1 pseudogene is annotated in these 895 nt (G+C 35.1%); it reads left to right on the top strand.

What is annotated here, in order from left to right:
- Positions 1-847: pseudogene (locus ACH8JV_RS19480) on the top strand (IS3 family transposase); the annotation flags it as partial.
- Between the last annotated feature and the right edge of the window lie 48 nt (positions 848-895).

The following is an 895-nucleotide window of genomic DNA, read 5'->3' as shown; positions in this document are numbered from 1 at the left end:
AAGTTATTTCAGAATTAAGGCAAATTTATCCATTAAAGCTCTTACTCAGTATTGCCAAGATTGCTCGTAGTACTTATTTCTATCACATGAAAGCTGTACGCTCTAATGATAAATATACTGAGTTAAAACAGCAGATCAAGTCCATATATCACAAGCATAAGGGATGCTATGGCTATCGTAGAATTACTCTTGCCCTGAAAAGTACAGGAATAATAATCAACCATAAATGTGTATATCGCCTTATGAAAACCATGGGACTTAAATCACGTATCAGAGCACTAAAATATCGCTCATATAAAAGTGGTTGGGTCGGGACGGTGGCCGATAACATTATGCAACGGCAATTTAAAGCGAACCATCCCAACCAAAAATGGGCAACTGATGTGACGGAATTTAATGTTAATGGTGAAAACTTTATCTATCACCAATTATAGATTTATTTAATGGGGAAATTATTACCTTCCGAATCCAACGTAAACTCAATTATGAGTTAGTGAAAGATATGCTCATTCATGCTTTAGCTAAACTTAAGCGACATGAGAAACCAATTCTCCATTCAGATCAAGGATGGCAATATCAAATGGCTCATTACCAACAGCAATTAAAGCAACATGGTTTAATTCAAAGTATGTCTCGTAAAGGAAATTGCTTAGATAATGCTGTAATAGAAAGCTTCTTTGGAATATTAAAATCGGAGTGCTTTCATGGTGAAAAATTTCAATCAATTGATGAATTAGGGAAAACTATACGAGAATACATTCATTATTATAATCATGAGAGAATCAAGGTAAAGCTACAAGGTTTATCCCCTGTACAATATAGAAACCAGTTTATAAAAACTGCTTAACTAACTGTCCAACTTTATGGGGTCAGATCATTCCACCGCAGAGGGGGC

Source organism: Acinetobacter sp. ABJ_C5_2 (assembly GCF_044538485.1).
GTDB lineage: Bacteria > Pseudomonadota > Gammaproteobacteria > Pseudomonadales > Moraxellaceae > Acinetobacter > Acinetobacter nosocomialis_A.
This window is presented reverse-complemented; position numbering and strand designations above follow the sequence as displayed.